The organism is Rathayibacter sp. AY1A3 (genome assembly GCF_002930975.1).
GTDB lineage: Bacteria > Actinomycetota > Actinomycetes > Actinomycetales > Microbacteriaceae > Rathayibacter.
In genome coordinates this window covers 36751-61748 of sequence record NZ_PSTO01000013.1, presented here as the reverse complement: position 1 = coordinate 61748, position 24998 = coordinate 36751, and the positions used below count along the sequence as shown (strand labels likewise).

Sequence of the window (24998 nt, the reverse complement as noted above, 5' to 3'; positions counted from 1 at the left end):
CTTCGTTCATCGGGCCGGCCCTGGCGGACGGCTCCTCGGGGGACGGTATCCGCTCGGACCCCGGTGCGGGGAATCGGGCGGGAGACACGCCGGACCCCCATTGACAGTCCCGCGGACGGGACGTAGCACTGCCGGGCGTGCTGGGCGCCACGTTAGCCGACGCATGTAGCGAGAGTCGATGCTCCGTCGCGGATCTCCCGTCGGCCGGGGCCGGCCCGGGAGCGAGCGCGGGCACCTCCGGCTGCCGGCCGCGCCGCTCAGGATCCCGTCACGGCCCGGCCGGCGCGTCCCACCCCTCCTGCGGAGTCGCGCAGGTGCCGCGGAAGACGTACTGCGACGGAAGCTTCCGCTGGTGCGAGGACCAGTCGATCGCCGGCCGCCGCTGCTCCGGAGGCAGGTAGCCGAGCCGGTACACCGCCATCAGCTCCAGCTCGTCGGGCACGGCGAGCAGCGACTCGATCCGCGCCCACGCTCCCGGCACCTCCATCGGGAACGACACGAACTGGATCCCCATCCCCAGCTCGACCGTGGCCAGCCAGACGTTCTCCACCGCGGCGCCCATGCTGAACACCGAGTAGAAGGAGGAGAGCTCGCCCGGCCGGTACTCGGAGCGGTCGAGCATCACCCCGAGCAGCAGCGGCGATCCCGCGACGAGCCGGCGGTTCTCCTCGCCGAGCGTCTGCGGGACGCGGAGGGAGTTCATCAGGAACTGCCCGCGCTTCGTGAAGACCTGCTTCGTGAAGGGGCGGAGCGGAGCCGGCAGCTTGTCGAACAGCATCCCGTCGCGCCGCTGCTCCATCTCCTCGCTGCTGAAGCGGAAGTAGGGCTTGTAGCGCTCGAAGAACGTGCCGTTCGACATCGCGGTGGTCATGCTCTCGCCGCTGATGGCGGCGATCCGGTCGATCGTCTCGCGCTCCTCGACGAGCACGAACCGCCACGGCTGGCTGTTGAGCTGCGAGGGCGCCCGGCCGGCCACCTCCATCAGGAGCCGCTGGTGCTCCTCGGAGACGGGGTCGGGCAGGAACGCGCCGTTGGTGGTCTTCCGGCGCCGGACGACATCGAGGAACTCCATGCCTCGATCCTGCCCCGATCGATCGCGCAGAGGGGGGAGCGGCGGCGGCCCGGGGCGCGCGCGGTAGCATCGAGGGTCCTGTGCAGGCTCGAGGGAAGCGGTGGAACGGTGAAGACGAGGGTCATCTTCTACCTTCTCGGAGGTGTGTTCGTGCTCGGCGCGGGCATCAACTCGGTCGTGGGCAGCGGCTTCTCGGTGCCGAACCTGCTGACGATGCTCTGCGGCGCGCTGATCCTCGCGATCGCCGGCTGGCAGGCGCTGCGCTCGTACCGCTCCGACCCCGACCGCGACGTCGAGCCCCCGCGCTAGAAGCCGGGGCGCGTCAGCGCAGGGCTGACCCGGCCCTGAGACGCTGGAGCACTCCTCGGCGCCGCGCCGGCCGCCGCGTCCGCCCGAGAGCGGCGAGCACGAACGGAGCCGCCGCCAGCGCGATCGCCGGGTGCCGACGTCCGTGCGTCCCCGCGAAGGGGATCACCGCCAGCGGGACGGCGGCGGGAGCCAGCGCGGACGCGGCGCGGGTGTCCGACCGTCGCAGCGTCGCCCAGGCCAGAGCGGTGAGCGTCGACGTGCAGATGTAGAGCGCGTGATGGATCCAGTGCCAGCGGCCCGTGCGGAGAGCGCCGGTGGCGACGGCGGTGCCGAGGGCGCAGTTGGCGGAGTAGCTGACAGCGGCGGCGCGCAGCCAGAGCGGACCGGAAGCGCTCACCCTCCGCCGCGTCCTCACACCTCGCCCCGCGCGAGCAGCAGCCGGTAGGGCGCCGCGCGCTCGACCCGCCACCCCTCGGGCGCCACAGCCCGCAGCTCGGCGGCGGTGAAGCTGCGCCGCACCGACAGCGACCCGTCGTAGTGGAGGAACGAGCCGGCCGCGATCGGTCGCGTGGCCAGCAGGTAGGCCGTGTAGGCCAGCCGCGAGCGCTCGATGTCGTTGTGCAGTGCGCGCGGGGCCAGGCGCTCGCTGTCGGCGAGCAGGTCGGCGAGCGACTCCGGAGACAGGTGGTGCAGCACGTGGTTGGAGGTCACCAGGTCGAAGTGCTCGCCCTCGGCGACCAGGTCGGCGCTGCTCGCGCGGCGGAACTCGACTCCGGGCGGCGCGGGCGTCGACGTGGCGAACGCGGAGGCGCGCTCGTCCGGATCGACGGCGGTGATCGCCAGGCGGAGGCCGTCCTCGCGGGCCCAGCCGGCGAGGGAGCGGGCGACGTCGCCGCCTCCGGAGCCGATGTCGAGCAGGCGGAACGGCTCGTCGGGCCGCAGCAGCGGACGCAGGCGCGAGCGGTAGAGGCCGCGCCACCCCGAGACCAGCCGGTTCACGGTGCCGAAGCGGGCGTAGGTGGCGTCGAGCAGGGTGCGGTCGCAGTCCGGGTCGTCCATCAGCTCCTGCTCGGAGACCTCGCGGTGGCGCAGGTCCGGCGCGAGAGGGGCTCGCGGAGTCACTCCCCGCCCCGCTTGGTGAGCAGCGCGAGCTCGACGGTGAGGCCGGGGCCGAACGCCATCGCGCCGATCCGCTCGCCGTCGGCCGCCTCGCCGTGCAGCAGGCGCCGCAGGATGAAGAGGACGGTCGCGCTCGACATGTTGCCGTTGGTCCGCAGCACCTCGCGCGACGGGGCCAGCTGCTCGTCGCTGAGGGCGAGCGAGGCCTGCACCTTGTCGAGGATGCTGCGGCCGCCGGGATGGATCGCCCAGCGCTGCACGTCGCTCTGCTCGACCTCGGCGCCGGCCAGCAGCGGGGCGACGGCCGCCTCGATGTTCGCTCCGATGATCGAGGGCACGTAGGTGCTCAGCCGCATCGAGAAGCCGTGGTCGCCGATCGTCCACGCCATCTCGGTCTCGCCCTCGTCGGTGAGCGTCGTGGCGAGCGCGTCGAGCTCGAGCACCGGGGTGCCGGGCGCGGCCTCGCGGGCGGTGACGACGGCCGCCGCACCGCCGTCGGCGAAGACGGAGGTCGCGACGATCTGCTCCGGGTCGTTGGAGCTCGTGAGGTGGATGGTGCACAGCTCGACCGCGACGACGAGGACGACCGCCTCCGGGTCGGCCTCGCAGAACTGGCGGGCGGCGCGCAGGCCGGGGAAGGCGCCGTAGCAGCCCATGAAGCCGAGGTGGAAGCGCTGCGTCGAGGGCGCGAGGCCGAGGCGGCGGACCAGCTGGTAGTCGGGCCCCGGGGCGTAGAAGCCGGTGCAGGAGACGGTCACCACGTGGGTGACGTCCTCGGCGGTCATCGACGCGGACGCGAGGGCGCGGCGGGCCGCCTCCGTGAAGAGCTCGGGAGCGCGCTCGGTGTAGACGGCGTTGCGCGCGGCCGTCCCCGGGTCGAGCACCAGGCCGCTCCCCGCGTCGTAGAAGACGCTCGCACCCTCCCGCTCGACCCGGTCGAGCTCGTCGACCACCGTGCTGCGGGTGTCGATCCCGGACGCGTCGAAGGCCGCGCCGATCAGGCGGGACCCGAGCCGGGTCATCGCGGGCTGGGACGCGAAGAGGTCGCGCACCTCGGACTGGCGCAGGACCGTGGTCGGCACCGCCGTCTCGATGCTGCGGATGTGCACACTCACCCGCAGGAACCTATCGCGGAATCCTGCGGGTGAGCGGTGCCCTGGAGCGTGATCAGAGGATCGGCTTCCCGCCGGTGACGGCGATCGTCGACCCGCTGATGTAGCTCGCCTCGTCGGAGGCGAGGAGGACGTAGGCGGGGGCCACCTCGGCCGGCTGCCCGGGGCGGCCCAGCGGGACCTGCTCGCCGAACTCGGCGACGGCCTCCTCCGGCATGGTCGAGGGGATGAGCGGCGTCCAGATCGGGCCGGGCGCGACCGAGTTGGCGCGGATGCCCTTCTCGCCGAGCGCCTGCGCGAACGAGGCGGTGAGGCTGAGGATCGCCGACTTCGTGGCGGCGTAGGGGAGCAGCTGGTACGACGGCTGGTCGGACTGCACCGAGCTCGTCGCGATGATCGATGCGCCCTCCTTCAGGTGGGGCAGCGCCGACTTCACGAGGTGGAAGTAGGCGCTGATGTTCGTCGCGATCGTGCGGTCCCACTCCTCGTCCGGGATGTCGGTGACGCTCTCGCGGCTCATCTGGAAGGCGGCGTTGCTGACGAGCACCTCGAGGTGGCCGAAGCGCTCGACGGTCTCGGTGACGACGGCGCGGCAGTGCGCCGGGTCCTGCAGGTCGCCGGGGAGGAGCAGCGCCTCGCGGCCGGCCTCCCGGACCCACTTGGCGGTGTCCTCGGCGTCGTCGTGCTCGTCGAGGTACGAGATCGCGACGTCGGCGCCCTCGCGCGCGAACGCGATCGCGACGGCCTTGCCGATGCCGCTGTCGCCGCCCGTGATGAGGGCGACCTTGCCGCTGAGGCGGCCGGTGCCGCGGTAGGTGGTCTCGCCGTGGTCGGCCTTCGGCGTCAGCTCGGCCTCGGTGCCGGGCGGTGTCTGCTCGGGGGATTCCGGAGTCATGACTCTCCCTCTCGTGTCGTCGGTCGGTCCCTCCATGCAAGCGGGTGGGAGGGAGGGGGCGCAGGGGGTTGACGCCCGGACCGCTCCGTCGTGTCGTCAAGCCCGCGACACCGAGGGCTCCCTGGGTCTTGACTGAGCGTGTCGCCCTTCTTCGGGGCGCTCGGCCAGGAGGTTCGACATGAGCACGACAGACAGGGATCCGGCTGACGGCGGACTGCCGCGACGGGCAGAGGGCTCGGCGGCGGGCGGCACGGCGCGCATCGACTCCGCGGGGGACACGGGAGCGGCTGCGGCGACGGACCGCTCCGCGACTCCGGACCGTTCCGCCTCCTCGGACCGTTCCGCCTCGACGGACCGCTCCGCTTCGACGGACCGCTCCGACTCCGCGCATTCGGCTCCCGAGCACCGCGCGCCCGTCGACCCCGACTCCGCCGAGGCGAAGCAGGCCCGTGCGGCCGCGCGCAAGGACATCCACCAGCGCGAGCGCGACCGCTTCGGCGGCTTCAAGATCGGCTGCGCCTTCTTCGGCTGGCTCGCCGCCACCGGACTCGCCGTCCTCCTGACCGCCCTCGTCACCGCGATCGGGGCCGCCGTCATCGGCACCCAGGACGTCACCGGCGACCTCGCGGCCGACCCCGCCGCGTTCGGCTGGGCGGGCGCGATCGCACTGCTGGTCATCCTCCTCGTCGCCTACTACTGCGGCGGCTACGTGGCAGGCCGCATGGCCCGCTTCAGCGGAGCGAAGCAGGGCGTCGGAGTGTGGGCCTGGGCGGTCGTCGTCGCGATCGTCGTGGGCATCGTCTCGGCGATCACCGGCGGCAGCCAGGCGCTCTCCGCGGTGAGCGGCTTCCCGACGATCCCCCTGGACGCCGGCGACGCCACGGCCGCGGCGGTCGTGACGGCGCTCGCCGCCCTGGTCGTCGCGCTGGTCGGCGCCGTGCTCGGCGGTCTCGCCGGCATGCGCTTCCACCGCCGCGTCGACCGCGAGGGCCTCTCCGGCCTCTCCGTCTGACGCTCCCGTCCCTCCTCCCTCCGCGAGACGCCGCTCCGGTACGCCACGCACGCCGTGCAGCGCACCGGAGGGGCAGCTCGCGGAGGGGAGGTAGGGTCCTTCGCGTGACGGGGGAGCGAGGGACGCGGCTGGCGGGCGAGCTGCGGGAGTGGGACGCGGGCGCGCTCGCGGACCTGCGGGACGAGTACCTGGCGTTCCTCGAGCAGCGCGGCGAGTCGGCGCTCGAGCGCGACGGCGGCCCCGAGCACGTCACGGCGAGCTGCTTCGTGCTCTCGCCGGATCTGGCGCAGGTGCTGCTCTGCTTCCACCGCAAGGGCCGGTTCTGGGTGCAGCTCGGCGGTCATGTCGAGCCCGGCGACGACTCCACGGCCGACGCGGCCCTCCGCGAGGCGCGGGAGGAGAGCGGAGCGGCACGGCTGCAGCCGCTCGGCGTCCTGCCCCTCGACCTCGACCGGCACGCGCTCGGCGACGGCTTCGGCCGCTGCTCCCGCCACTGGGACGTGGGCTACGGTGCGATCGCCGATCCGGACGCTCCGGTGAGCGTCAGCGACGAGAGCGACGACGTGGCCTGGTGGCCCGTCGACGCGCTGCCCGCCGAGGTGCCGCCGGGGTTCGCCGAGCGGCTGGCCGGGGCGCTCGCCGCGGCGCGTCTCCTCCGCGGTGCGGGGTCGCTCGGCGGCTGATCGAGGCCCGCCTCCACCCACTCCGCGTCCCGGCAGCGCGCCTGCGACGAGTCCTCCCCGTGACTCCGGCGCCGTGCGGCACGATGGGGCGATGAGCAGCACCGCTGACCCCGTCGTCGTCCTCGCCGGTGCGAGCGGATTCCTCGGGACGGACCTCACCCGCCGCTTCACGGCCGACGGCTGGACGGTGCGGAGGATCGGCCGCTCCGGGCCGGACGCGCGCTGGGGCGACACCGCCGGCATCACCCGGGTCCTCGACGGTGCGCGCCTCCTGGTGAACCTGGCCGGCAAGAGCGTCGACTGCCGGTACACCGCGGCGAACCGCGCCGAGATCCTCCGCTCGCGCGTGGCGACCACCGCGGAGCTGCACCGGGCGGTCGCGGCGGCCGCGACTCCTCCGCCGGTCTGGATGAACGCGAGCACGGCCACGATCTACCGGCACGAGGAGGAGCGGGCGAACACCGAGGACGAGGGCGTGCTCGGCGAGGGCTTCTCGGTCGATGTGGCGCGGGCGTGGGAGTCGGAGTTCTTCGCCGGGGAGACGCCGGGCGTGCGGCGCGTGGCGCTGCGGATGTCCATCGTGCTCGGAGACGGTCCGGCGACGGCGATCCTGCTGCGGCTGGCGCGGCTCGGCCTCGGCGGTCCGCAGTTCGACGGGCCGTGGCCCTCGACGCGCGCCCGCCGGGAGGCCGGCGTGCACCACGAGCACCGGCGCACCCGCGGCCGTCAGCACTTCAGCTGGATCCACGTGGAGGACGTCCACCGGTCGATCCGCTTCCTCGAGGAGTCGACCCTCGACGGGCCGGTGAACCTCGCGTCGCCGAATCCGAGCGACAACACCGAGCTCTCCCGGCTGCTCCGCGCCGCCGTCGGCCGCCGGATCGGCGTGCCGGCTCCGCGCTTCGTCCTCGAGCCCGCGACGCTCCTGCTCCGCACCGAGTCCGAGCTCCTGCTCAAGTCCCGCTGGGTCGTGCCCGCCCGCCTCGAGGACGCCGGCTTCACCTTCGCGCACCCCCACCTCGCCGAGGCCCTCCGCACCCTGGCCTGACCCGCCCCCCGCGAGGCGACCGACCTCCGCCGCGAGCCCGTGTCGCGGAGGTCCGAGTCCGAGTGCGGATCCACCCCACCCCGGCCACCCTCGAGGCGTCGACCGAGACGCGTGCCGAGCGTTTCGGATGCGCCGATCGCTCCCCGCTCTCCGAGACCCGGCCGCCCTCTGAGCCGACTGCGCCACGCCGCGCGGGGAGCGGCGTGGCCGACATCACGGCGAAGGTCGCGCTACTTCGCGACCTTCGCCGCGATGTCGCTCCGATACAGCCCGCCGTCGAGGTGGATCAGGTCGAGCGCGCGGTACGCCCGCTCCCGCGCCTCGGCGAAGTCGGCGCCGCGTGCGACGACGTTGAGCACGCGGCCGCCGGTGGCGACGAAGCTCCCGTCGACCAGCTGGGTCGCCGCGTGGGCGATGGTGACGCCGGGGACGTCCGCCGCCGCGTCGAGTCCGGTGATGGTCCGTCCGGTGACGGCGTTCTCGGGGTAGCCCTCGCTCGCGAGGACGACGGTGACGGCGACCTCGTCCTTGAACGCGGGCCACGGGACGGAGGCGAGCGCGCCGGTGGCCGCCGCGTGCAGCAGCGCGGACAGCGGGGAGGCGAGGCGGGGGAGGACGACCTGGGTCTCGGGGTCTCCGAAGCGGGCGTTGAACTCGATCACGCGCAGGCCCGCGTCGGTCACGATGAGGCCGCAGTAGAGCAGTCCGACGAAGGGGGTGCGCTCGCGCTCGAGCTGGCGGATGGTCGGGATGGCGACCGTGTCGATCACCTCGTCGACGAAGGCGCGCTCGCTCTCCCAGCGGTCGGCGAGCCAGGGGAGCGGGGAGTAGGCGCCCATGCCGCCGGTGTTCGGCCCCTCGTCGCCGTCGCCCAGGCGCTTGAAGTCCTGCGCGGGGGAGAGGGGGACGACGTCGTGGCCGTCGGAGAGGAGGAAGAGGGAGACCTCCTGGCCGGCGAGGAACTCCTCGATGAGGACGTCGCCGGACTGCAGCCAGAACTCGGCGTGCGCGATAGCCGCGCTGCGCGACTCCGTCACCAGGACTCCCTTGCCCGCGGCGAGGCCGTCGGCCTTGACGACCGAGGGGAGTCCGTACTCGTCGATGGCGCGGGTGGCGTCGACCAGGGTGGAGACGCGGGTCGCGCGGCCGGTGGGCACGCGGGCCATGTCCATCACGCGCTTCGCGAAGGTCTTCGAGCCCTCGAGTGCGGCGGCGGCCCGGTCGGGGCCGAAGGTGGGGATGCGGCGCTTGCGGAGCGCGTCGGCGACTCCGGCGACCAGGGGCGCCTCGGGGCCGATGACGACGAGCTCGATGCCCTGCTCCACCGCGAAGTCGCTGACCAGCCGGGGGCTGTTCGTGTCGAAGTGGATGACCTCGACGTCGCGCGCGATGCCGGCGTTGCCGGGCGCCGCGATGATCTCGTGGTGCTCCTCCTCCGCGAGGAGAGCCGTGATGATGGCGTGCTCACGGGCACCCGAACCGAGGACGAGGATCTTCACCCTGACAGGATAGGGCGCCCCGCGCCGGGGCTGGTCCCTGTGACGTCCTCCTCCGCAGGGCGGCGCTGCGGACGCCGACACGCCGGGCGGAGCCCCGCGGGAGGCCTCCGGGAGCGAGCGGCGGCGGCAGGATGGGTGGATGGCCAAGGGCAGGATCGACGAGGCGAGCGGGCAGTCCGCGGTGCGGGCGGCGCTCGCCGGAGGAGCGGACCGGAACACGACGGCGACGGCGGTGCGGTTCCTCCTGCAGATCATCGAGACGAACGTCCCCGGGCGCAGCGTCGAGGTGCGCGTTCCGCCGTTCGGCGCGGCCCAGTGCGTCGAGGGCCCGGGCCACACCCGCGGGACGCCGCCGAACGTGATCGAGATGGACGCGGCGACCTGGCTGCCGCTCGCGACCGGCTCCCTGCCGTGGAGCGAGGGCCTCGCGAGCGGGCGGATCCACGCCTCCGGAGTGCGCGCGGACCTCACGCCGTTCCTCCCCATCCTGCGCGTCGGCTGAGCGTCGGCGAATTAACTTCTCGTAAACGCGGCGGCGAGCCGTCGTCCGAACGTTTGACCTGCGGTCCGCCGTCGGGTTGTCTGGGAATAACCCCCTCACGCGGCACGAATCCTCTCCGGATCCACCGCTCGATGCTTGGAGTCCCCTTCACGATGCGCAGTACTTCCCCGGGCCGACGCGGCCTCACCCGACTCCTCTCCGCGACCGCCGTCGGCGCCGTCGCCGGAGCGGCCCTCCTCGGCGCCACGCCCGCCGCGGCGGCCGAGGGCGATGTCGCCATCGACATCCTCTCGATCAACGACTTCCACGGGCGGCTCGCCGCCGACCGCGCCGTCGCCGGAGCCGCCGTGCTCGCCGGTGCCGTCGACTCCTACCGCGCCGCCAACCCGAACACGCTGTTCGTCTCGGCCGGCGACAACATCGGCGCCTCGACCTTCGTGTCGAAGGTGCAGGGCGACATCCCCACGCTCGACTCGCTCAACGCGATGGGCCTCGACGTCAGCACGCTGGGCAACCACGAGTTCGACCAGGGCCGCGCCGACGTCGACGGCCGCGTCGTGGACGCCTCGGCGTTCCCCTACGTGAACGCGAACCTCTACGACACCGTGACCGGCGAGCGCGCCTACTCCCCGTACGTGATCACCGAGCAGGACGGCGTCTCCGTCGCCTTCATCGGCGCGATCACCGAGGACCTCGGCAAGCTCGTCAGCCCCGCCACGATCTCGACGCTCTCCGTCGAGCCGATCGCCGAGAACGTCAACGAGGTCGCCGCGCAGCTCCAGGACGGCGACGCCGCCAACGACGAGGCCGACGTGGTCGTCCTGCTCCTGCACGAGGGAGCCGACGCCGACGCGGCCGAGCTGAACACTCCGGAGGCGGACCCCAAGTTCGGCGCGATCGTCAACGCGGTCGCCCCGAACGTCGACGCGATCGTCTCGGGCCACAGCCACCAGGAGTACGACGCGGGCATCGACGCGGGCCGGGCCTTCCCGACCGTCGTGTCGCAGACCGGCAGCTACGCCGAGAACATCGGCCGCATGTCCCTGACCGTCGACCCGGCGACCAAGCAGCTCACCTCGCTCACCAGCGAGGTCGTGCCGCTGACGAAGGTCGTCGACGACCCGACCTCCGACGACCCGGCCAAGACGATCGTCGTCGGCGCCTTCGAGCCCGACCCCGAGGTCGAGACCATCGTCGCCGACGCCCAGGCCGTCGCCGTCCGCGAGGGCAGCGTGAAGGTCGGCACCATCACCGAGGACATCTCGCGCGCCTACCGCCCGGACGGCACCACGACCAACCGCGGCTCGGAGTCGACCCTCGGCAACCTCGTCTCGGACGCCCAGCTGTGGGCCACCCGTGAGCTCGGCACGCAGATCGCCTTCTCGAACGCGGGCGGCCTGCGCGACGACCTGTCCTACACCGCGACTCCGGACCAGCCCGGCGACGCGGACGGCGTGGTCACCTACGCCGAGGCCTCCGACGCCCAGCCCTTCGCGAACACCCTGGTGACCCTGCAGCTGACCGGCGAGCAGATCTCCGACCTGCTCGAGGAGCAGTGGGTGGGCAGCTCCAGCCACCCGCAGCTGAACCTCTCCACCTCGAAGGACCTCACCTACGTCTTCGACGCGACGGCGCCCGAGGGCTCGCGCATCTCGCAGGTGTTCTTCCAGAACGAGCCGATCGACCCGGCCGCGACCTTCACCGTCGTGACCAGCAGCTTCCTCGCGAGCGGCGGCGACGGCTTCAGCACCTTCACCGAGGGCACCGGCACGGCCGACTCCGGCCGCATCGACCTGGACGCCTTCGTCGGCTACATCCAGGACCTCGGCACCGTCAGCCCCGACCCCGTGCAGCGCACGATCGGCCTGACCGACAACGTCCCGGACTCGGGCGAGTACGCGGTCGGCGACACCATGACCGTCGACCTCTCCTCGCTCCTGTTCAGCACCGGAGCCGCGGCCGACACCACCGTGACCGCGAGCGTCGACGGCACCGTCGTCGGCACCGCGACGATCGATCCGACCCGGGCCGTTACCGACGACTCGACCGGTCGCGCCTCGTTCTCGGTCCCGATCGACGAGAGTCTGGCGGGCGGCGCGCACACCGCGACGTTCGCGCTCGACACCACCGGCACCGAGATCAGCGTCGGCTTCGCCGTCGCGGCCGGTGCCGGAGCGGGCACCCCGACTCCCGGACCGACCACGGAGCCGACGCCCGCGCCGACCACGCCGCCCACCACGGGCCCCGCGCCGACGCCGACCACTGCTCCGGTCGCCGGCTCGCACCACCTCGCCGAGACCGGAGTGGACGCGACCCCCGCGTTCGCCGCCGGGATCGCCGCTCTGCTGCTCGGTCTGGGCATGACGGTCGCGCGCCTGCGCCGCCGCACCGCCGCGAAGTAGCCGCACCGCGCGCACGACGGGCCCTCGACTCCGGTCGGGGGCCCGTCGTCGTGTGCGGGGCGAGCCGATGGTCGACCCCCGGGAGCCGCGGCGGGGAGGCGCTCCCCGAGGAGCGGCACCAGCCCCCGGAGACGCGAGAACGCCGCCTCCCGGTCGGGAGACGGCGTCGGAACGCGATGAGGTGCTGTCGCGGAGCGGCGGGGCTCAGTGCTGCGCGGGGACCTGACGGTAGCCGTCGCGGCTGGCGACGAGCACCGTCGACACCGTGCCCCATGCGGCGAGGCCACTGAGGACGACGAGGATTGCGATGCTCATGAGTGTTCTGCCTTTCGTTGCGGCGGCTTCTGATCGATCCGCCGGGATGCTGTGTACAACGTCCAGTGTCCGGCCGCGTGTTCCGTAGGACAATCGAACTGTTCTTGCCCTGACGTGTAGTTTCTCTACATGGACGTGCGACGGCTGGAACTGCTCCGCGAGCTCTCGATGCGCCGCTCGATCACGGCCGTGGCGGAGGCGACGCACCGCACGCCCTCCGCGGTCTCGCAGCAGCTCAAGGTGCTCGAGCGCGAGGCCGGCGTGCCGCTGATCGAGCGCTCCGGCCGCGGCGTGGTGCTCACGGCGGCGGGACGCGAGCTCGCCCGGAGCGCCACCGAGATCGCGATCGCGCTCGAGCGGGCCGACGCCGTCTGGCAGACGTTCAAGAACAACCCGATCGGCGAGGTCACCATCGCGACCTTCCCCACTGCGGGCCAGATGCTCCTCCCGAACGCGCTGGTCGCGCTCCGCAGCGTCGAGGGACTCGTCGTGCAGTGCGAGGACGCGGACCCCGGCACCGACGAGTTCGCCGACCTGACCGCCGACTTCGACATCGTGCTCGCCCACTCGCCCACCGGCAGAAGCGCCTGGGCCGGTCGCGGCCTCGCGATGGCGGAGCTGATGGTCGAGCCCCTCGACATCGGCCTGCCGGCCGGGCACCGCCTCGCGGACCGGGCGACGGTCTCGGCGGCGGATCTGGTCGGCGAGACCTGGATCGGCGTCCCGGACGGGTTCCCGTTCGAGCGCGTGATGCAGGACATCGAGACCGCGTCCGGCGAGGCGGTGAGGGTGGAGCAGCGCTTCGCGTCGACCCGCGTGACGGAGGCGTTCGTCGCGGCGGGCCTGGGCATCGCGGTGCTCCCGCGCTACACGGCGGGCGGCGCGGGAGTGGTGGTGAAGCCGCTCCGCGGGGTGAACTCCGTGCGGCACATCGTCGCGCTGATGCGGCCGGACCGGGCGGAGCGGCTCTCGGTCCGCACCGTCGTCCGCGAGCTGCGCGCGCAGGCGGGCCGGCTCGTGCACGCGCTCTGAGCGATCACGGTGCCGTGCCCTCGCCCGCGCGGGGGAGAATGGAGGCATGAGCGATCCCGCCCGCCCCGAGGTCACCCGCGAAGAGGTCGACGTCCGCCGCTCCCCGCGCGTCTGGCGCATCCTGACCCTCGGCGTCGGGCTCGGAGCGATCGCGGCCTTCGTGCTGACCTTCGCGCTGCCCGAGACGCAGGGCTTCTCCCGCGGGCAGGTCTTCGGCTTCAGCCTGCTGCTCTTCGTGACGCTGTTCGGCGCTCTCGCGGGGCTCGTCGTGGTGCTGCTCGACCGGGTCGTCGGCCGGAAGATCGTCCGGACCACCGCCGAGCGGATCGTCGAGCGCGAGGACGCGGCCGAGGAGCCCGTGGCCGAGGAGGCTCTGCCCGACGTGCGGACGACGTCCGACGAGGACGACCCGCAGACGGGCTCCGACCGGGTCTAGCCGGCGGAGGCGGGCCGCCCTGCGGCCGCTGCACTCCGCCCTGCGCTGAGGGTCCCGCCCGCGGCTCGCGCTCGCGGACGGGACCGCGGCGTCAGCGTCCCCGGCGCGATGAGGAGCGGCGGCTGCTGCTCGGGGTGGACGTCGGGCGCTTGGCGGCGGCGCGCTTGGCCTTCTGCGACTTCGAGATCTTCTTGGCCACGAAGGTGAGCAGGAACGGAAGGATTCGGTAGATCACGGGGGACTCCTCGGGTGCATGCGCGCGGGGCCGCGCACCCTCCGATCATGGAGCGGCGCACGGATCCGCGGCACCCGTTGCGCCGCGCCCGGCGCTGTGCAGAGCTCAGCTCAGCTGCGTGCGCTCCACCCAGTCGAGGTACTCCGGGGTGACGGTGCCCGTGACGTACTCTCCGGTGAAGCAGCTGGTCTCGAGGTCGGTGACGTCCGAGCCCTCGAGGATCGCCGCCTTCATGTCGGCGACCTCCTGGTAGATCAGCTGGTCGGCGCCGATCGCCTCCGAGATCTCGGGGATGCGGCGGTTGTGGGCGACGAGCTCCTGGCGCGAGGGCATGTTGATCCCGTACACGTGCGGGTAGCGCACGGGGGGCGCTGCGGACGCGAAGGTGACCGTGTTCGCGCCGGCCGCGCGGGCCATGTCGACGATCTCCTTGGAGGTGGTGCCGCGGACGATCGAGTCGTCGACGATCAGGACGTTCTTGCCCTTGAACTCGCTCGACATCGCGTTGAGCTTCTGCCGCACCGACTTCTTGCGGACCGCCTGCCCGGGCATGATGAACGTCCGGCCGACGTAGCGGTTCTTGTAGAAGCCCTCGCGGTACTCGATCCCGAGCTTCTGCGCGACCTGCATCGCGGCGGGGCGGGAGGAGTCGGGGATCGGCATGACGACGTCGATCGCTCCGCCCGGGGTGTACTGCGCGATGGTGTCGGCGAGGCGGTCGCCCAGGCGCAGGCGCGCCTCGTAGACCGAGATGCCCGACATCACGGAGTCGGGGCGGGCGAGGTAGACGTACTCGAACGAGCACGGGATGAGTCGCGGATCCTTCGCGCACTGGCGGCTGGCCATCCGGCCGTCGGGGGTGATGAAGACCGCCTCGCCGGGGGCGACGTCGCGGACGATCTCGAAGCCCTGCGCCTCGAGCACGAGCGACTCGGAGGCGACGACCCAGTCGTCCGGCGCGCCGGTGTTGCTGCGGCGGCCGACGATGAGCGGGCGGATGCCGAAGGGGTCGCGGAACGCCAGCAGCCCGACGCCGGCGATCAGCGCGATGGTGGCGTAGGAGCCCTCGACGCGCTCGTGCACGCGGGCGACGGCGTCGAACACCTCGTCGGCGTCGAGGTCGCGGCCCGACATCGAGGCCTGCAGCTCGTTCGCCAGCACGTTGACCAGCAGCTCCGTGTCGGAGGTGGTGTTGAGGTGGCGGCGGTCGATGCGGAAGAGCTCCTCGGTGAGCTCGCGCGTGTTCGTGAGGTTGCCGTTGTGGACGAGGATGATGCCGTACGGCGCGTTCACGTAGAACGGCTGGGCCTCCTCCTCGCGCTCGGCGTTGCCCTTCGTCGCGTAGCGCACGTGGCCGAGGCCCATGGATCCGAGCAGCGAGCGCATGTCGCGGGTGCGGAACGCCTCGCGGACCTGTCCCGCGGCCTTCTTGATGTGCAGGGTGCTGCCGTCGGCGGTCGCGATGCCGGTCGAGTCCTGGCCGCGGTGCTGCAGGAGGGAGAGGCTGTCGTAGATGGACTGGTTGACCGGTCCGGAGGACACGATCCCAACGATTCCGCACATGCCGGAGGGGCTCCCAAGGGGATAGCAGGGGGGTTTGACGGTCCATCCTGGCACGCGGGGGACTCATCCCCTAATGGTTCGCCGTGGGCGGATCCGTGGTCGCGGGGGTGCTCAGGGCGGCGTCGACCGGCGGATCGGCCGGGCGGTCGGTCGGGGAGCCGCGCGGCCGCTCAGCTGCTCGGAGCCGTCCAGGCTCCGGCGAGGCTGCGGTCCAGGACACGGCGCCAGCCCTGTGGAGCCGCGGACTCGCGGCTGGTCGTGCCCGCCATCCAGAGCAGGGCCATCAGGTCGTCGTGGGTGAAGTCGGGGGAGAGGGATCCGTCGCGGTGGGCGGCCTCGACGAGATCCCGGCCGAGTTCGATCGAGCGGTCGCAGGCCTCGATGAGGGCGACCGCGTCGGGGAAGCGGCGCAGCATCGCGTCGTTGAGGGCGGGGTCCTCCAGCTGGAGGTCGATCATCCCGGAGACGAAGCGCTCCAGGCGTCCGCGGGAGGACCGCTCGGCGAGAGCGCGCTCGGTCAGGCCCTTCAGCTTCTCGCCGGCGACGGCCGGGACGACGGCGTCGATGAGCTCCTCACGGGAGCCGACGCGGTTGTAGAGGGTGCCGATGCTCACGCCGGCGTGACGGGCGATGTCCTCGAGGGGGGCGGCCAGGCCGCGGGAGCCGAAGACCTCGAGGGCGGCGGCGTGCAGCTTCTCGACGTTCCGCTGCGCGTCCCGGCGCAGGGCCTTCTGCTCGTCCACGTGATCCTCCCGATGATCTTGAGGTGCCACTCAACTTATGCTCCAATGAGTGTTGAGGCTGACCTCAACTTAGCAGCCCCGCTCATCGCGCCCCGGGGCGCACGACGACAGGACCTCCCATGCCCCTTCTCACCGTCATCGGCGCGGGCCCCGGCCTCGGCCTCGAGATCGCCCGCGTCTTCGGCCGGGCCGGCTTCACCGTCGCCCTCGTCTCGCGGAACCAGGAGAAGCTGGACGGCCTGGCCGCCCGCCTCGCCGAGGAGGGCATCGAGGCGACGGGGTTCGCCGCCGACATCGCGCAGCCCGAGACCCTGACCGCCGCGCTGCGGGCGATCCGTGCCGACCTCGGTCCGATCGATGTCCTCGAGTTCTCCCCCGCCGACTCCGCTCTCACCCCGGTCGGCGTCCTGGACGTCACGCCCGGGAACCTGCAGCCGCAGATCGACTTCTACCTCGGCGGCGCGCTCCGCGCCGTCGGCGAGGTGGTTCCGGACATGATCGCCGCCGGCAGCGGGACGATCCTCGTCACCACCGGCGGCGGCTCCGTCTCCCCGCACGCGGCGCTGGCGAACATCAACATCGCCGCCGCGGGCCTGCGGAACTGGGTCCTCAACCTCCACTCCGCGCTCGAGCCCCGGGGCGTCTACGCCGCCCATGTGGCGATCACCGCACTCATCGACGGCGGGCACCCGAACGCGGCGGCCGAGGTCATCGCCCGGTCCTACCTCGACCTCCACCGCAGCCGCGACCGCGCCGAGCTGCACTACGTGGCCTGGGACGCGTGACCGCGGGCGCGGAGCGGGAGCCGCCGGTGCGGCGGACCCGGATCCGCGCCGCGGCGGGAGAGGGCAGTCGGTAGGGTCGTCGCGTGAGTGATGAGACGAGCAGCTACGCCCGCGCAGGAGTCGACACGGCGGCGGGGGACCTCGCCGTCGAGCTGATGAAGTCGGCGGTGTCGGCGACGCACGACAGCCGGGTCCTCGGCGGGGTCGGCGGCTTCGCGGGCCTGTACGACGTCTCCTTCCTCCGCGACTTCCGAGCCCCCCTCCTTGCGACCTCGACCGACGGCGTCGGCACCAAGGTCGCGCTCGCCCAGGCGATCGACAAGCACGACACCATCGGGCAGGACCTCGTCGGCATGGTCGTCGACGACATCGTCGTGGTCGGCGCCCGCCCGTTCTTCATGACCGACTACATCGCGTGCGGCAAGGTGGTCCCGGCCCGCATCGCCGACATCGTCGCCGGCATCGCGCGCGCCTGCTCCGAGACGGGCACCGCGCTCGTCGGCGGCGAGACGGCCGAGCACCCGGGCCTGCTCGGACCCGACGACTACGACGTGGCGGGCGCGGCGGTCGGCGCGATCGAGGCCGACCAGGTGCGCGGCGCCGACCGCGTGCGCGACGGCGACGTCGTGGTGGCGATGGCCTCCTCCGGACTGCACTCGAACGGCTACTCGCTCGTGCGCCACATCCTCGCCGAGCGCGGCATCGGCTTCACCGACCGCTCCGAGGAGCTGGGCGGAGTAGTCGGCGAGGTGCTGCTGGAGCCGACCCGCCTCTACACCCGGCCCCTCCTCGATCTGCTCGACGACGCCGAGCTCGGCCCGGCCGTCCACTCCATCAGCCACGTCACCGGCGGCGGGATCGCGGCGAACCTCGCCCGGGTGCTGCCGCGCGGCTCCTGGGTCGAGGTCGAGCGGGCGAGCTGGAGCCCGTCCGACGTGTTCCGCGCGCTCGCCGGGATGTCCGGCGCGACGCTCGAGAGCACCGAGGGCACCTGGAACCTCGGCATCGGCATGTTCGCCGTGGTCGCGGCGGAGGCGGCCGACGGCGTGATCGCACGCCTCGAGCGCTCGGGCGTCCCGTCGTGGGTCGCGGGCCGCGTCTCGACGGCCGCGCGCGGGTTCGAGGGCTTCGAGCAGGGCGCGAAGGGCGTCGACGGCGGAGCGGTCCGCCTGGTCGGATCCTACGCGGGCTGATCCCCGGAGGCGCCGCGGATCAGTGCGGTGCGGCGTGCGCGCGCTCCCAGGAGTGCTCGTGCCGGGTGAGCAGCCACGAGCCCGCCGCGCAGAGGGCGCAGGCGGCCGCGGTGGCGAGCAGGGCGGTCGCCCAGGTCGGGGCGTCGCGGCTGACGAGCAGGTTCGCGGAGGCGGCAAGCACGCCGAGACCGGCGCCCGCGCTGGTGCCGAGCACGAACGGGCCGTCGCGGCGGCTCGCGACGCGCACCGCGACCATGCCGGCGACCGCTCCCGCGCCTCCGACGACTCCGATGCCCGCGCCGGAGGCCGCTCCCATGAGCAGGCCGAAGCTCACCAGCCCGGGCGGGCCGTCGGCGGCGAGGACGCCGGGCAGGTAGAGGACCAGGGCGACGGCGGCGCCGACTGCGCCACCCACCAGGATGGCGCCGACCAGCAGGGCGGCGGTGACGTAGCCGACCCGCGCGACAGGCCGCGCGGATCCTCCGGGTTCGAACATTCGCGGCTCCATCGACGCGGCCCGCGGGGCAGCGGGCGGTCCTCGGACAGTACGCCCGAACGCCCCTCGGCGGAACCGCCGTCGGGGATCGGCGGGACTAGCGCCGGAGGGTCTCGCTCGGGAGCTCGCCGAACCGCGTCGCGTAGTGCTGGGCGAAGCGGCCGCCGCTGATGAACCCCCAGCGTGCGGCGACGTCGCCGACCACCAGCGAGCCGATCGATCCGGCCGAGAGCTCCTCGTGCGCGCGCTCGAGGCGGACGTCGCGCAGGTAGTGCCGCGGGGTCTCGCCGAAGGCGCGCTGGAACGCCAGCTGCACGCCGCGGACCGTGAGCCCGGCCGCGTCGGCGATGTCGGCCACTCCGAGGGGCAGATCGGCGTTGGCCTGCACGAACTCCACGGCCCGTCGGAGGCGCCGAGCGCTGACCGAGGGCGGCACGGCCGGCAGCGGGGCGATGCGGTGGGCGAAGGTCTGCAGGGCGGCGAGCGCGGCGATGCGGGCGACGCCGTCGCGCTGCAGCACGGTGGGCGTGTGCGGGGAGGCGAGGGTGTCGCGCAGGAGCCGGATCGCGGCCCACCAGGCGGTCGTGTCGCGCGCCACGGGGGCGAACCGCAGCGGGCCGGGCTCGGTGCCGTGCAGCTCGGCGGCGATCGCCTCGAGGTGGGCGGCCTCGAAGTGCACGAGCGCGTCGCGGTACTCGAGGGCCTCGAAGCCGAAGGGCCGGCCGCTCGGGAACATGGCCGGGCGGCCGACGACGAGGCGGTGCTCGTCGCGTCCCAGGTCGAGGGAGGCGCGCCCCGCGGTCAGCCAGAGGGCGACGTAGACGTCGCTCGGGGCCACCGTGCCGCGCACCCGGCCGAGGAAGGAGGCGGAGTGGAGGCTCACGGGCCCGGGCCCGGTCGTCGTGTAGCGGAACGCGAACGGCACGACCGAGCGCTCGGCCCGGAAGCCGGAGCCGTTGTACGAGCCGGCGTAGAAGTCGCGCGCCTCGTCGAGGTCGTTCCCGCGACGCTCCGACTGCCACACGGGCAGCCGTGCGGGCGGGGAAGTGCTCATCCGGTCAGTGTCCCAGGGGGCACCGACATTCTGCACTCAGTGGCGGAAAGCGGGAGAACGTGCTCAGCCGAGCGACCCGCGCTCCAGGTGGAAGAGGGCGAGCGCGGCCACCGCGGCCGTCTCGACGATCGCCCCGGAGCGGACCATCTCCGCGATCTCCGCATCGGGGAACCACTGCTGCCGCATGTCCTGCTCGGTGTCCTCGCGCTCGTGCTCGCCGTGCTCGAGACCCTCGGCGAGGAAGACGTCCACGGACTGCGCGACGAAGCCGTACGCCTCCGCGAGCCTGCCCAGGTGCGTCAGGCGCTCGGCCCGGAGGCCCGTCTCCTCGCGCAGCTCGGCACGGGCGAGAGCCTCGGGGTCGCCGCCGGCCGAGCCGTGCGGCCAGCCGCCGGCGGGGAACTCCCACGCGCGGCGGCCGATCGGGTACCGGTACTGCTCGACCAGCCAGAACCCGCCGCGCTCCCGCGGAAGCACGAGGGCGTAGTCGTCGCGCTCGACGACCGAGTAGACGCCGCGCGTCCCGCCCGGCCAGAGCACCTCGTCCTCGCGGACGCGGATCCACGGGGTCTCGTAGGCGACCCGCGTCGACAGCTGCCGGACGGCGACGTCGGCGGGGGCTGCGCGGAGCGGCTCCTCGACCTCGGGTCCCTCACCCGCCGGATCCCCGTCCGCACGCGAATCGGGGCCGCCCCGAGGGAGCGGCCCCGATTCACGGGAGGAGTCACGCACGCTTCTGGTGCGGCTCCTCGACGAGGTCCGTGTCGTCGCCGTCGTCCTCGGCGTCGATCCACTTCGAGTAGTCCGGCTCGTCCGGGTGGCTGAGCTCGCGCTCGAGCGCGCTGTAATCGACCGCCGGGCTGAACGACTTCAGCTCACGGGCGATCTTGGTGTTCTTCGCCTTCTGACGGCCGCGCCCCATGGGTGACCCCCTCACGATGACAGGCCAGACGGGCAGTGAGCCGGCTGGGGAAAAGAGCAGACAGGGAAAGTTGAAATCTACGCGGTAGTTTAGCAGACGGGGGACACGCCACCCCGGGCCTCGATCTGCCGGACGGCCGCCCATCCTCGACCGCGTCAGGAGCACCGTGGACAGCGTCGCCCCACCGCGTCCCGTCGTGGTGATCGGCGCGGGTCAGGCGGGTCTGTCCGTGGCCTACTACCTGCGCCGTCTCGGCCTCGTCCCCGGGCGCGACCTGATCGTCCTCGACCGCGGTCCGGAGCCCGGCGGGGCCTGGCAGTTCCGCTGGGAGGCCCTGCGGCTCGGCTCCGCGCACCGCGTGCACGATCTCCCGGGCATGGAGCGGATGGGGCTCTCGTTCCGCACGGCCGATCACCGGCGACCGGCACGGGACGTGGTCCGCGAGTACTACGGGCGCTACGAGGAGGAGCTCGGTCTCGAGATCCGCCGTCCGGAGTCGGTGCGGCGCGTCACGAGTGCGACGCCGCACGACACGGGGTCGCCGCTCGTCGTCGAGTCCGACCGCGCGGTCGAGCGCGCGAGCCTGCTCGTCAACGCGACCGGCACCTGGGGATCGCCCTTCGTCCCGCACTACCCCGGGCGCGACCGCTTCCGCGGCGTGCAGATCGACCCGACCGAGTACGTCCGCGCCGAGGACTTCGCCGGGAAGCAGGTGCTCGTGGTCGGCGGCGGCACCTCGGCGATCGGCTTCCTGCTGGAGCTCGAGCGGGTGGCGCGCTCGCTGACGTGGGCGACGCGGCGACCGGTCGTCTACCACGACGGCGAGCAGCTGGCGATGGAGTCGGCGGTGGAGGCGGTGGCCGAGCAGGACCGCGCCGCCCGCGCCGGGCTGCCCCTCCCGAGCATCGTCGGCGGCACGGGCGTGCAGCGCACCCGCCGGGTGGTCGCCGGGATCGAGCGCGGGCTCCTGCACGAGCGGGGGATGTTCTCGTCGATCGAGGAGGAGGGCGTGCGCTGGCCCGACGGCTCCTTCACGCGCGCCGACGCGATCATCTGGGCGACGGGCTTCCGGCCGGAGCTGCGCCACCTCGCTCCGCTCGGGCTGCGCGAGCGCGAGGGCGGCATCGCGGTCGCCGACGGAGCCTCGCTGATGGATCCGCGCGTCTTCTTCGCCGGCTACGGCCCGACGGCCTCGACCATCGGGGCGAACCGCTCGGGCCGGCGCATCGCGCGCGCGGTCGTGGCGCGCCTGCCCTGAACGCGCCTGCCCTGAGCCGGCCTGATCTGAGCCGGTCCGCCCTGAGCGGCGCGGCGCCTCAGATCCTGCCGTCCCAGTCCACCGGCACCACGGAGCCGCGGTAGCGGATCCCGTCCACGCGGATCGGCCCGGCGAGCGCGGGCGAGAGCGGCGCGACGACCAGGGTGTCGCCTCCGGGAGCGAGCCCCAGCGCCGCCGACAGCACGGCGACGGAGGCGGCCGCCGACCAGGCCTGCGGTCGGCAGGCCGCCGGGTACGGCACCGGCGCGTGCACCTCGGCGGCGGGGTCGCCCGAGTGCAGCTCGGGCATCCGGTAGCCGAAGCCCTCGGCCGCGGCGATCAGTCCGCGCGAGAGGGTCGTCGCCTCCGCCCCGAAGCCCTCCCGGGCGAGCCCGGTGACGGCGATCGCGGTGTCGTGGGCCCAGACGGAGCCGCCGTGGTACGACAGCGGCCAGTAGCCGCCCGAGCCGCTGTCCAGGGTGCGCAGGCCGAAGCCCGAGTCGAGCCCGGGGGAGACCAGCAGCTCGGCGACCCGGGCGGCGTGCTCGGGGGAGAGGATGCCGGTGCCGAGGAGGTGGCCGAGGTTGCTGGTGATCGTGTCGACCGGGCGCCCGGCCGCGTCGAGCGCGATCGCCGGGTAGCCGCCGTCGGCGTCGTCGATCCAGAACGCCTCCGCGAAGCGCGCCTTCAGCGTCGACGCCGCCTCGCGCCACTCCGAGCCGTCACGGCCGAGGTGCTCGAGCAGCGCCGCTCCGCCGACCATGGCCTCGTGGGCGTAGGCCTGCACCTCGCAGAGCGCGATCGGACCCTCCGCGAGCGTGCCGTCGCGCCACTGGATCGAGTCGCCCGAGTCCTTCCAGCCCTGGTTGGCGAGGCCGTGCCCCGTGGTGTCGACGTACTCGAGGAACCCGTCGCCGTCCGAGTCGCCGTCGTCGCGGAGCCAGCGCAGCGCCGCCTCCAGAGCGGGCAGCAGCTCCTCGACCTCGTCGTCCGGGAGCCCCCAGCGCCAGGCGTCGTGGAGGAGGCAGACCCAGAGCGCGGTGGCGTCGACCGTGCCGAAGTAGAGCGGGGGCAGCGAGACGCCCTCGCCGGGGATCTCGAGGGTCGTGGCGCGCAGCTCGTGCATGATCCTGCCCGGCTGCTCGGCGGTGTCTGCGACGTGGCGGGTGCCCTGCAGGCCGGCCAGGACGCGGAGGGTGGAGGCGGCGATCCCCGTCCCGAGGGGGAGGAGCATCCGCGCCGCCCAGATCGAGTCGCGGCCGAAGAGGGTGAAGAACCACGGCGCTCCCGCGGCGAGGAACGGCTCGCCGGGGCGCTCCACGGTGACCATGCGCAGGGCGTCGAGGTCGTCGAGCGCGGCGCGGCACCAGGAGGCGAGGCGGGAGTCGCCGGTCTCGAGCGCGGTCCCCGCCCATTCGGCCGGTCCGGACGCGGCGGCGACCACGGCGGAGGCGTCCTCCGCGGCGACGCTCCACACGACCTCGACGCTCCCGCGGGCCGGGACCACGACGCTCCAGGTGAGCACCGTGCCCGAGATCGAGGCGCCGGGCGCGCGCAGCTCGGCGCGGACCGGGCCGTGGGTCCAGTCGAGGCCGCCGTCCACCGGAGCGGTCGCGAAGGAGGGCTCGTCGCGGAGCCCCGCCTTCACCACGTGCACGAGCGAGAAGTCGGGGTCGAGGGTCAGCTCGACGGTGGTCGCGACCTCGTCGGGGAGCGCCGACTCGAGGCGGATGCTCTCGCGGACGCCGCCGGCGGAGACCTCCCGCGAGCGGACCATGCGGATCCGAGGGTCCGCGGCGGCGTCGTCGAGATGGCGGGCGAGCGCGGTGAAGCGGGCGGAGGAGGCGCCGTCGCGGCCGGTCGCGATCGCCTCGAGCGCCGCGCCGCCCACGCGGAGCGAGGCGCCCGCGAGCACGCGCACGTCGCCGAGGTAGAGCCCGTGCACGGGGCGGGAGCCGACCTCGCCCGCCTCGTCCGACCACAGCTGCACGGGTGCGCGGAGCAGGACGAGGGAGTCGTGGAGGAGGGGCTGGCGGGGCGGGGTCTGTCGGTCGTCGCGCTCGGTCGTCACGGTCGACTCCTCACTGGATCGTCGGTGCTGGGGGCGTGCCGCCGATCGTCCTCCGCCGGCTCCGGGAGTGCCGGAGCGTGGCGGACGGTTGACAGCGGCGTCGTCGGAGGTAACCTTACCGAAGGATTTGATCGATCAAACCGGTGGATCCCGCCAGGTTGGAACGATCAAGAGCACGTCGAGGAGGACGCATGGCACTGCCGACCGTCGAGGACGTCGCCCGTGCCGCCGGCGTCTCGCGCCAGACCGTGTCGAACGTGCTCAACAGCCCGCACATCGTCCGCGACAGCACCCGCGAGCGCGTCGAGAAGGCGATCGGCGACCTCAACTACCGGCCGCACGCCTCCGCCCGCCGCCTCCGCACCCGCAAGTCCGGCACCATCGGTGTCCGGATGGACCGCGTGCTCGACGGCATCTCCGGCAGCCTGCTCGACCGCTTCCTCCACGCCGTCACCGAGCAGGCCGATGCGCGCGGCATGCGCATCCTCCTCTACACGGCGAAGAGCCCGGAGGAGGAGATCGAGCGGATCGGGCGCCTCCGCGACGGAGCCGACGTCGACGCCTTCGTGCTCACCTCCACCTTCTACGGCGACCCCCGGACCGCCTGGCTGATCGAGCAGGCCGTGCCCTTCGTCACCTTCGGCCGCCCCTGGGGCGTCGACGACCGCAACGACCCGCAGCACCTCTGGGTCGACGTCGACGGCGCCGCCGGGCTCGCCCAGGCCACGGCGCACCTCGCCGACAGCGGCTGCTCCCGCATCGGCTTCCTCGGCTGGCCGAGCGGATCCGCGACCGGCGACGACCGCCGCAGCGGCTGGGAGCGGGTGCACCGCGAGCGGTTCCCCGACGCGCCACTGCTCGCCGCCTCCTCCGAGGACGACGTCCAGCAGGCCCGGATCGCGGCCATCGAGTTCCTCCGATCGACCCCGGAGCTCGACGGGCTGGTCTGCGTCTCCGACTCGCTCGCGCTCGGCGCCTCGATGGCCGCCGTGGCCGTCGGCCGGCCCTCCCTCCCGATCGTCGGCTTCGACAACACCCCCGTCGCCGCGGCCGTCGGCCTGCCGAGCATCGAGCAGGACCTCGACGCGGTGGCCGCGGGCGCGCTCGAGCTCCTGCTGGGCGAGCGCGGCGACGACGTCGTCCACCGCTCGCTCGCGCCGGGCGAGGCCCACCGCCTGATCGAGCCCCACCTCGTGCTCCGCACCCCCCTCCACCACCCCGCCGACTGAGGCGCCGTCACTC

The 24998-nt window shown here is 73.5% G+C and carries 26 protein-coding genes; 12 read left to right on the top strand and 14 right to left on the bottom strand.

Features of this window, described 5'->3' with window-relative positions; genetic code table 11:
- Positions 1 to 268: 268 nt before the first annotated feature.
- Positions 269 to 1072, bottom strand: coding sequence for a nitroreductase family protein (locus C5C10_RS08325; RefSeq protein WP_104329002.1), 804 nt, complete (start codon positions 1070 to 1072; stop codon positions 269 to 271).
- A gap of 108 nt (positions 1073 to 1180) precedes the next feature.
- Between C5C10_RS08325 and C5C10_RS08320 the strand changes: the two genes are divergently transcribed.
- Complete coding sequence (locus tag C5C10_RS08320; RefSeq protein WP_104223776.1) at positions 1181 to 1381, top strand: hypothetical protein; 201 nt, start codon at positions 1181 to 1183, stop codon at positions 1379 to 1381.
- 13 nt (positions 1382 to 1394) lie between these two features.
- On the opposite strand, the gene C5C10_RS08315 is transcribed toward C5C10_RS08320, so the two are convergent.
- Genes C5C10_RS08315 through C5C10_RS08300 form a run of 4 tightly spaced genes read right to left on the bottom strand, consistent with a single transcriptional unit; the run spans position 1395 to position 4507 of the window.
- Positions 1395 to 1778 (bottom strand): hypothetical protein, encoded by a 384-nt coding sequence (locus C5C10_RS08315; protein WP_104247377.1) that lies wholly within the window; start codon positions 1776 to 1778, stop codon positions 1395 to 1397.
- Positions 1779 to 1792: 14 nt separating this feature from the next.
- The gene (locus C5C10_RS08310) at positions 1793 to 2503 is read right to left on the bottom strand and encodes a class I SAM-dependent methyltransferase (protein WP_258060494.1); all 711 of its coding nucleotides are present in this window, start codon (positions 2501 to 2503) and stop codon (positions 1793 to 1795) included.
- Positions 2500 to 3615, bottom strand: coding sequence for a type III polyketide synthase (locus C5C10_RS08305; RefSeq protein WP_104329001.1), 1116 nt, complete (start codon positions 3613 to 3615; stop codon positions 2500 to 2502). Before C5C10_RS08305 ends, C5C10_RS08310 begins: the two co-directional genes overlap by 4 nt.
- A gap of 52 nt (positions 3616 to 3667) precedes the next feature.
- Positions 3668 to 4507 carry an SDR family oxidoreductase gene (locus tag C5C10_RS08300; protein WP_104233826.1) on the bottom strand — a complete coding sequence of 280 codons (840 nt, stop codon included), beginning with the start codon at positions 4505 to 4507 and terminating at the stop codon, positions 3668 to 3670.
- Positions 4508 to 4685: 178 nt separating this feature from the next.
- On the opposite strand from C5C10_RS08300, the gene C5C10_RS08295 reads away from it, so the two are divergent.
- The 3 genes from C5C10_RS08295 to C5C10_RS08285 all read left to right on the top strand — a co-directional run bounded on the left by C5C10_RS08295 (position 4686) and on the right by C5C10_RS08285 (position 7250).
- Positions 4686 to 5519, top strand: coding sequence for a hypothetical protein (locus tag C5C10_RS08295; protein WP_244229549.1), 834 nt, complete (start codon positions 4686 to 4688; stop codon positions 5517 to 5519).
- 104 nt (positions 5520 to 5623) lie between these two features.
- A complete protein-coding gene (locus C5C10_RS08290) occupies positions 5624 to 6202 on the top strand; it encodes an NUDIX hydrolase (protein ID WP_258060493.1) in 579 nt (192 codons plus the stop codon).
- A 91-nt stretch (positions 6203 to 6293) separates the two neighbouring features.
- Entirely contained in the window at positions 6294 to 7250 is a 957-nt protein-coding gene (locus C5C10_RS08285; protein WP_104269334.1) for an epimerase, read from the top strand.
- 230 nt (positions 7251 to 7480) lie between these two features.
- Here C5C10_RS08285 and purD read toward each other — a convergent pair whose 3' ends face one another.
- A complete protein-coding gene (purD, locus tag C5C10_RS08280; RefSeq protein WP_104329000.1) occupies positions 7481 to 8749 on the bottom strand; it encodes a phosphoribosylamine--glycine ligase in 1269 nt (422 codons plus the stop codon).
- A gap of 139 nt (positions 8750 to 8888) precedes the next feature.
- Here purD and C5C10_RS08275 point away from each other — a divergent pair, with 139 nt between their 5' ends.
- The 4 genes from C5C10_RS08275 (at position 8889) to C5C10_RS08260 (ending at position 13436) form a co-directional block, all read left to right on the top strand.
- On the top strand, positions 8889 to 9251 hold the full coding sequence (locus tag C5C10_RS08275) for a sterol carrier family protein (protein ID WP_104223770.1): 363 nt from the start codon (positions 8889 to 8891) through the stop codon (positions 9249 to 9251).
- Positions 9252 to 9403: 152 nt separating this feature from the next.
- Positions 9404 to 11653 carry a bifunctional UDP-sugar hydrolase/5'-nucleotidase gene (locus C5C10_RS08270; RefSeq protein ID WP_104328999.1) on the top strand — a complete coding sequence of 750 codons (2250 nt, stop codon included), beginning with the start codon at positions 9404 to 9406 and terminating at the stop codon, positions 11651 to 11653.
- A gap of 444 nt (positions 11654 to 12097) precedes the next feature.
- The gene (locus tag C5C10_RS08265; protein ID WP_104238722.1) at positions 12098 to 13000 is read left to right on the top strand and encodes a LysR family transcriptional regulator; all 903 of its coding nucleotides are present in this window, start codon (positions 12098 to 12100) and stop codon (positions 12998 to 13000) included.
- Between the two features lie 46 nt (positions 13001 to 13046).
- Positions 13047 to 13436, top strand: coding sequence for a hypothetical protein (locus tag C5C10_RS08260; protein ID WP_104328998.1), 390 nt, complete (start codon positions 13047 to 13049; stop codon positions 13434 to 13436).
- Positions 13437 to 13527: 91 nt separating this feature from the next.
- Here C5C10_RS08260 and C5C10_RS17795 read toward each other — a convergent pair whose 3' ends face one another.
- The 3 genes from C5C10_RS17795 to C5C10_RS08250 form a co-directional block, all read right to left on the bottom strand.
- Entirely contained in the window at positions 13528 to 13671 is a 144-nt protein-coding gene (locus C5C10_RS17795) for a hypothetical protein (protein WP_159940146.1), read from the bottom strand.
- A 105-nt stretch (positions 13672 to 13776) separates the two neighbouring features.
- Entirely contained in the window at positions 13777 to 15234 is a 1458-nt protein-coding gene (purF, locus tag C5C10_RS08255) for an amidophosphoribosyltransferase (protein ID WP_104223766.1), read from the bottom strand.
- 170 nt (positions 15235 to 15404) lie between these two features.
- Positions 15405 to 15977, bottom strand: a complete 573-nt coding sequence (locus tag C5C10_RS08250) for a TetR/AcrR family transcriptional regulator (protein ID WP_104282655.1) — start codon at positions 15975 to 15977, stop codon at positions 15405 to 15407.
- Positions 15978 to 16096: 119 nt separating this feature from the next.
- Between C5C10_RS08250 and C5C10_RS08245 the strand changes: the two genes are divergently transcribed.
- A complete protein-coding gene (locus tag C5C10_RS08245) occupies positions 16097 to 16762 on the top strand; it encodes an SDR family NAD(P)-dependent oxidoreductase (protein WP_104328997.1) in 666 nt (221 codons plus the stop codon).
- 83 nt (positions 16763 to 16845) lie between these two features.
- Complete coding sequence (purM, locus tag C5C10_RS08240; protein ID WP_104223764.1) at positions 16846 to 17955, top strand: phosphoribosylformylglycinamidine cyclo-ligase; 1110 nt, start codon at positions 16846 to 16848, stop codon at positions 17953 to 17955.
- Between the two features lie 19 nt (positions 17956 to 17974).
- On the opposite strand, the gene C5C10_RS08235 is transcribed toward purM, so the two are convergent.
- From C5C10_RS08235 to C5C10_RS08220, 4 genes are all read right to left on the bottom strand, one after another.
- Entirely contained in the window at positions 17975 to 18451 is a 477-nt protein-coding gene (locus C5C10_RS08235; RefSeq protein ID WP_104328996.1) for a hypothetical protein, read from the bottom strand.
- Positions 18452 to 18548: 97 nt separating this feature from the next.
- Positions 18549 to 19505 (bottom strand): AraC family transcriptional regulator, encoded by a 957-nt coding sequence (locus tag C5C10_RS08230; RefSeq protein ID WP_104328995.1) that lies wholly within the window; start codon positions 19503 to 19505, stop codon positions 18549 to 18551.
- A gap of 63 nt (positions 19506 to 19568) precedes the next feature.
- Positions 19569 to 20237, bottom strand: coding sequence for an NUDIX hydrolase (locus tag C5C10_RS08225; protein WP_258060492.1), 669 nt, complete (start codon positions 20235 to 20237; stop codon positions 19569 to 19571).
- Complete coding sequence (locus C5C10_RS08220; protein ID WP_097167615.1) at positions 20230 to 20427, bottom strand: DUF3073 domain-containing protein; 198 nt, start codon at positions 20425 to 20427, stop codon at positions 20230 to 20232. The genes C5C10_RS08225 and C5C10_RS08220 overlap by 8 nt, the downstream gene beginning before the upstream one ends.
- 166 nt (positions 20428 to 20593) lie before the next feature.
- Here C5C10_RS08220 and C5C10_RS08215 point away from each other — a divergent pair, with 166 nt between their 5' ends.
- A complete protein-coding gene (locus tag C5C10_RS08215) occupies positions 20594 to 21685 on the top strand; it encodes an FAD-dependent oxidoreductase (protein WP_104328994.1) in 1092 nt (363 codons plus the stop codon).
- 58 nt (positions 21686 to 21743) lie between these two features.
- Here C5C10_RS08215 and C5C10_RS08210 read toward each other — a convergent pair whose 3' ends face one another.
- A complete protein-coding gene (locus C5C10_RS08210) occupies positions 21744 to 23756 on the bottom strand; it encodes a glycogen debranching N-terminal domain-containing protein (RefSeq protein WP_104328993.1) in 2013 nt (670 codons plus the stop codon).
- Between the two features lie 191 nt (positions 23757 to 23947).
- Between C5C10_RS08210 and C5C10_RS08205 the strand changes: the two genes are divergently transcribed.
- The gene (locus C5C10_RS08205; protein ID WP_104250795.1) at positions 23948 to 24985 is read left to right on the top strand and encodes a LacI family DNA-binding transcriptional regulator; all 1038 of its coding nucleotides are present in this window, start codon (positions 23948 to 23950) and stop codon (positions 24983 to 24985) included.
- The last annotated feature ends 13 nt before the right edge of the window (positions 24986 to 24998 follow it).